The 5,627-nt window shown below is 41.4% G+C and carries 7 protein-coding genes and 1 pseudogene; 6 read left to right on the top strand and 2 right to left on the bottom strand.

What is annotated here, in order from left to right; translation table 11 throughout:
* The first annotated feature begins 38 nt into the window (after positions 1–38).
* From J7E85_RS33080 to J7E85_RS33060, 5 genes are all read left to right on the top strand, one after another.
* Positions 39–485, top strand: coding sequence for an IS5 family transposase (locus tag J7E85_RS33080; protein WP_215164196.1), 447 nt, complete (start codon positions 39–41; stop codon positions 483–485).
* Positions 486–523: 38 nt separating this feature from the next.
* On the top strand, positions 524–1,369 hold the full coding sequence (locus tag J7E85_RS33075; RefSeq protein ID WP_215164195.1) for a hypothetical protein: 846 nt from the start codon (positions 524–526) through the stop codon (positions 1,367–1,369).
* Positions 1,370–1,391: 22 nt separating this feature from the next.
* Positions 1,392–1,880, top strand: a complete 489-nt coding sequence (locus J7E85_RS33070; protein WP_215164194.1) for a hypothetical protein — start codon at positions 1,392–1,394, stop codon at positions 1,878–1,880.
* 648 nt (positions 1,881–2,528) lie between these two features.
* Complete coding sequence (locus tag J7E85_RS33065; RefSeq protein WP_215164193.1) at positions 2,529–2,981, top strand: hypothetical protein; 453 nt, start codon at positions 2,529–2,531, stop codon at positions 2,979–2,981.
* A 448-nt stretch (positions 2,982–3,429) separates the two neighbouring features.
* Positions 3,430–3,783, top strand: coding sequence for a hypothetical protein (locus tag J7E85_RS33060; protein ID WP_215164192.1), 354 nt, complete (start codon positions 3,430–3,432; stop codon positions 3,781–3,783).
* A 1-nt stretch (position 3,784) separates the two neighbouring features.
* On the opposite strand, the gene J7E85_RS33055 is transcribed toward J7E85_RS33060, so the two are convergent.
* The gene (locus J7E85_RS33055) at positions 3,785–3,994 is read right to left on the bottom strand and encodes a hypothetical protein (protein WP_215164191.1); all 210 of its coding nucleotides are present in this window, start codon (positions 3,992–3,994) and stop codon (positions 3,785–3,787) included.
* Between the two features lie 163 nt (positions 3,995–4,157).
* Complete coding sequence (locus J7E85_RS33050) at positions 4,158–5,021, bottom strand: ATP-dependent DNA ligase (RefSeq protein ID WP_215164190.1); 864 nt, start codon at positions 5,019–5,021, stop codon at positions 4,158–4,160.
* Between the two features lie 267 nt (positions 5,022–5,288).
* Between J7E85_RS33050 and J7E85_RS33045 the strand changes: the two are divergent.
* Positions 5,289–5,627, top strand: a pseudogene (locus J7E85_RS33045) (hypothetical protein); the annotation flags it as partial.

The following is a 5,627-nucleotide window of genomic DNA, read 5'->3' as shown; positions in this document are numbered from 1 at the left end:
ATGATTGACGCGACAATCGTCCGTGTCCACCAACATGGATCGGGAGCAAAAGGGGGGGCCTCAAGCAAGCAATAGGGCGTTCTCGTGGCGGACTAACCACCAAAATTCACGCCGTGGTTGATGCTCTAGGTAATCCCCTGCGCTTTAAGCTGACAGGAGGTCAATGCCACGATTCGGTAACCGGCTACGAAATGTTAAAACAGATGGATCTAACGAAAAAACAGGTGTTGGCTGATCGTGCGTACGACACCAATCAAATTCTTCATTTGTTAGAGCAGCAATCAGCTACACCTGTGATACCCAGTAAGAAAAATCGCCGCAAACCAAGAGAATGGGATAAAGAAATTTACAAAGAACGGCATCTCATTGAATGTTTTTTCAATAAAGTAAAACATTATCGTCGGTTGGCGACTCGCTTTGATAAGTTAGCAAGCTCATTCAAGGCTTTTTTAACGCTGGCATCAATTATGGTCTGGCTTGCTTAGGTTTGCATACACGCCCTAGTTCGGGAGAAATGAAGACCGTGTTACTAAAAAAGAATTTCACAAAACTATTATCTGTATTTCTAGCATTCGCTTTGTTAGTAGTTACCCTTGTAAACCCATCGTCCACCGTTAAAGCTGAAGGATTGGATCAACTGGACGGCGTTGAAGTTCTTGTTAATGACGAAAACGAGATTCGGTTAAAAACGGAAATAGATGGGTTGGTCGGAATATTAGTCCAAGATCAAGAAACAAAAGAAATAACGCTCACAACATATGAAGCTGACGAAATAAATCCCAACCCATGTTCAATAAATTCCTTGACAAGTAATGATAATGTAGATCAATTCGCCCTCAGTTTAGATGACTTTACAGATGAAACAGGGGCTATACTTACGTATGAGGATGAAGCAACAGGAAAGACAGCGACTGTCGGATCGGAGGACTCCGAGATTAGACCAATGGTTGTTTGGCTTGCCCCTCTTGTTACAATTGTTGGAGCAAAGCTGATTGAGGCTCTTTTGCTTACAGCCGCTGTCATAGTAATTAATGAGATTGACTTTGCAAGAACTGATGCTATTGCCAATGATCTTCGAAACAAAAGTTATAATCACTATTATGCAAAAATAGTGCAAGGAGATGTTTGGATTGGTCCAGCTATCACAGAGACTTATGCAGCATTTCGTCTTACTTCATTTAATGGCGATGAGGACGTATCAGGTAATGATGTGTGGTCCAAGACTTTGTCTGGGGCTGCAAGAGTTGCAGAAAGAGCGGGAGGCGGTAAGGACCCAGTTGGGCCGGAAATTCACGGTCCTGGCCTCGGATTCGGATATTATTACCACTACCATACATGGAATCGTGTTGGTGGACACTCGTTCTTCTAAATAATGTTGGAGGTGTAGTTAAGTGGAAGCACTTCATAAGAACTTCATCGAACAAGAATTACCGCTTAAATATACTAATATCGAAGTCGAGGAGATGTTGGTAAAAGAATACTCCGCCAAGGAAATCCCAAAATCAACATTCATTGATTTAAAAAACGACCCACAGGTCGATTTTGGTTCAATTTTCAAGTGTTTCGAAATAGATGATAAGAAAACTCTGAATGAAAAATTTAATGAAATGGAAAAAATGTTTCATCAAGAGTACATAAAAAGTCACCCTTCGGAACACATTGAAACTGATTGGAGTAAAATTCAGGCTGGAAAACTACTACGTGTAATTTTAATGAGTAATGATAGTGAGACACTAAGTAACTTTACTGTGCAAGGTTTGTGCAACAACCTGGTTAGTGACCTAACCATAATGAAAGGGATTTCACCCGAAGAGTGCAAACTTGACAATGACTACTATGTAAAATATCTTCAACTATTACAAACTAAAGGCGTCATATAAGTACTTAATTTGGAAAAGGGCATGGTTTTCTAAACCAATGCCCTTTTTTATATAACTGACGAAAATATAGTTTTGGTTTATTGGTGCCAATTTGACACTTTTCCCTTGAAAGTAGTATGTAACCATAGAAAGAGGCGAGAATGACACGCACGGCTGCATGAATGCGGCATATGACTGGGGCGTAACTCTTCTCGCTTTTTCCATTTGTAAAGAGTTAGGGATCATGTTTTCTTTTTAGAGAAAAGAAAATAGCTGAGTACAATGACCAAAATCCCTATAGTTGAATAAACAAGCTTAAACGTATCATTTTCCAGTTTAGTTACAAAAAAACCGCCCATTACAATTGCTAACATCAATAGACCAAAAGGTACTCTGTTTTTGATATCAAAACCCCATTTGTATATATTTGGGGCTATTATACCATATGTTCAAAGGGGGATTTTGTTGAAACAGCGAGGAAATAGAAGAAAATAGCGGGTTTGTCCCGCATTATTGAGACTCACCTGTTTTCTGTTCCTTGACCCGGATTTTGCGTCATCAGTAAAATGGTCTTGTTCTTCCTCTCTTGTAACTTAGTACGTATGCTTTTAAAGCAAAGAGCGCAGCGTTTTTTTTCCACCACCTCCATACGACCAGGAAATCGGTATGATGATGTATTACCGACTGCTTTATGAGGGTGAGCACGTGACGATCTTTCCATGGGCAAAGGCTGTTGTAAAGGAAACCCGCGTCGTTCGACGTCGCAATCGGATTCGATCTTGGCAGCAGATCGAGAAGGTGTTCAGCGCGGATGGCCAATACATTGTGGCCAACTTCAGCAGCCTTGTCGCTGAGGTGCCGGCAGATCTCCTGAATCGGTCGCTCGGTAACATTTCGGCTGATACAGAGGAAGGCCCGGATTTGGAGTTCGTGTCCTCAGTTGTGATCACCAGCAAGCCAAACGAAAAGGTTTGGTCGGCCATTACCCAACATCAGGTTGACGGCAGGGTGGCATACCGGACTCGCAGGAATGAGACCGGGTTGGGGCGGTTCGAGTGGATTCTGGGGGATCAGTATCTGCCACACGATGACGGCCGCGGGGCGGACGTCGTTTGGATTTAGGCTTTAGCCAGTTGAGTGCGCGTGAAACGTGCGAAACAAAACCACCCGCTATGAAACGCACCCCGAATCTTGGACACATGTTATAATCGTCTGAGGAAAAGGGGGTGCGATTTTTTACTTTATGGTTAGATACAGCGAAGAGAATAATACCGGTCGTAAAAGAAGTGCTTGAGGGTAAGGCTTTCTGAGAAGGATGCAGCTCGGAAATACGGAATGAGTCATGTCACAGTAAATGATTGGGTAGCAGCTTATTCTAAGTATAGAGCTACTGGTTTAAAGAGTAAACGAAACATAGGACTTTTACAGGCAACAGAAACAATACATAGACAGACATGATGCGATTGTTCAACCTATTATGGGTGTAGCATCAGGTCTATTAACAGTTCAGTAGCTAATAGAATTGCTAGTGTAGTAATCTGGTTCTTATAAAAAGGAGTGATTTGATTATATGTCTGAAGAATCACTTGAAGACAAGGTGGAAAGATTGGAACTGTACATTACACTTCTTCGACAAATTGCTGTGGAACCGGAAGAATACCGCTTATGGGATTGGGTAATCGCAAACCAATTAAATGTCGATCAGTATAATTCAATAAAACAGATATTAAAAACATGCACGAGAGCTCATTTTGCTGCGGAGAAAGATCCCTCTGTTAGAACACCCTCTTTGGATGAACTTATTGATGAGTTGATCCCTGTTCTATCTCCAAATCCAAGAATAGCACATAAGAAAGGTGTTCTTGAATTACTAAGGAATGCTGCGAAAATGACACCTTATCTCTCGTTAAAAAAATACTTTTAACCTAAGGGTCATTTTTTTGGCGCCATTGTATGATGCTTTTTCCCTCTTTCGTCTTCAAATTTATATAGAGAAGAATGCTCCCAAAGAAAGATATTTCAACTGCACCAGTAAAAATCCGCATTAAACGTGTTTCTTTGAAATCAAATAAGATATGTCCCATACAGTATAATGCCGAAAGAACAATAACCCATCGAAGTATTGCTTTTTTCATTAGCAGTCACCTCTCATTTAAAACAATTATACTTTAAGTAGTAAAACAACTGTCTTTTTATTTTATTAATATTCTGGTTTGAGGAGGACACTGCAGATACTAGTATCAAAAAGCTATGCCCTACTGATCAATTATCAGAAGGGCATTTTCTATAATGAAAATCCTAAACTATAAACTCGGTAAACACCGGACTCCGTAGCATTCCCGATTTCGTCCAGTTCCGCATCTTCACACGCGCTCTAATCCTCGGCTCCACGTAAACGAAATTACGGTCCTCCCCGGTAATAAGCGGCTTAACAACGTTATAAAATACCTTCTTATGCGTAGGATTTGCGCCTAGCTCGATAATACCGGCTGGGCGCATTTTTGCATTATCATATATGGCCGCCAACCATCCGAACTCTTCTTTCCGGTAGCCGGTAATAAAAACATCTGCATAAATCCAGTTAATAACTTTCCGCCAGCTATCCGATCGGCGCCCCGGTTCATATATACTATCCTTCCGCTTACCGACAATGCCCTCCATCTCGCGCTCCTCAATCTGCGTAAACAACGCTTCGCCGGCGCCTTCTATAAACGGAATAACACCAAAGTGGGCTGTTGGTAACGAGATAGACGCGAGGATCTCCTTACGCTGAGTTAGTGGCAGACATCGGAGATCCTCTCCTTGATACTGCAGCACGTCAAAAATGACGAAAGTGACCGGCAGTGTCCCAGTTAATGCCGCGATTTTATCCGCCTTTTTCGCTTGGAACCGAGCCATAACGGATTCAAAGTCGGAAATACCCTTAATAGGATCAACGCATGCGATTTCGCCGTCCAATATGATGTCATGCGGAAATAAAGCGTTGGCTATCTCAGGATATTGGCGGCGAGAACAGTCGTTGTTATGACGTGTATATAATCGGACAATTCCGTTCTGCTGCGAGAAGATTAATCGGTGACCGTCGATCTTAGGTTCAAATATAAAGCGCGAGTCTGAGAACGGAGCTGGCGCTGTTGCGAGTAACATTGGCTCAATAAACATATAAACACCTCAATGTAATTATAACGTTCGAGGTTATGCTGATCAGGCGGTAAGTTATGTCATAACAGATAGCGGCGCTGATTTTTGGGCTCAATACTTAAGTATAACGAAATAGGATATCCCTAAATAAAACGCCTATTTTTTATCTGGAATGGTTCCGGTTTGTTTGATACAAGTTATTCGTCCACCCCCATGGTGTGCATTTGACATATAGATATGACTATACACACAGTTATAAAGTCTAAGAGAAGGTGGCGAAAATGAAGGGTGGCAGCTAAACGAAAGTACAAATGTTTAAAGGCAAAAAGAAAGTACAAATGTTTAAAGGCAAAAAGAAAATACAAATGTACCAAAAGAATTAAAAAAACAGTTTTTCTTAAGAAACTCCTTTGTAAAAGGTGCATATCAAAGTGGTGTTTATTAAATAGAAGAAAGCAAAATCTTCAAGCTCTAATTGACCAGAAAGCCTTACAAGCTGCAATAGAGGAAGCTAAATCCAAAATGAAAGCTGAGTTAGCTAAATTGTGTGAAATGCAGAAATCCCTAAGCCAGCCAGGTATTCAAGGGATTCCAGGTCCGCAAGGCCCACAAGGACCACAAGGAGAA

The organism is Paenibacillus sp. ISL-20 (genome assembly GCF_018613005.1).
Taxonomy (GTDB): domain Bacteria; phylum Bacillota; class Bacilli; order Paenibacillales; family Paenibacillaceae; genus Paenibacillus_AQ.
Note: the sequence above shows the minus strand (reverse complement) of the source record. Positions and strands in the feature narration are given on the sequence as shown.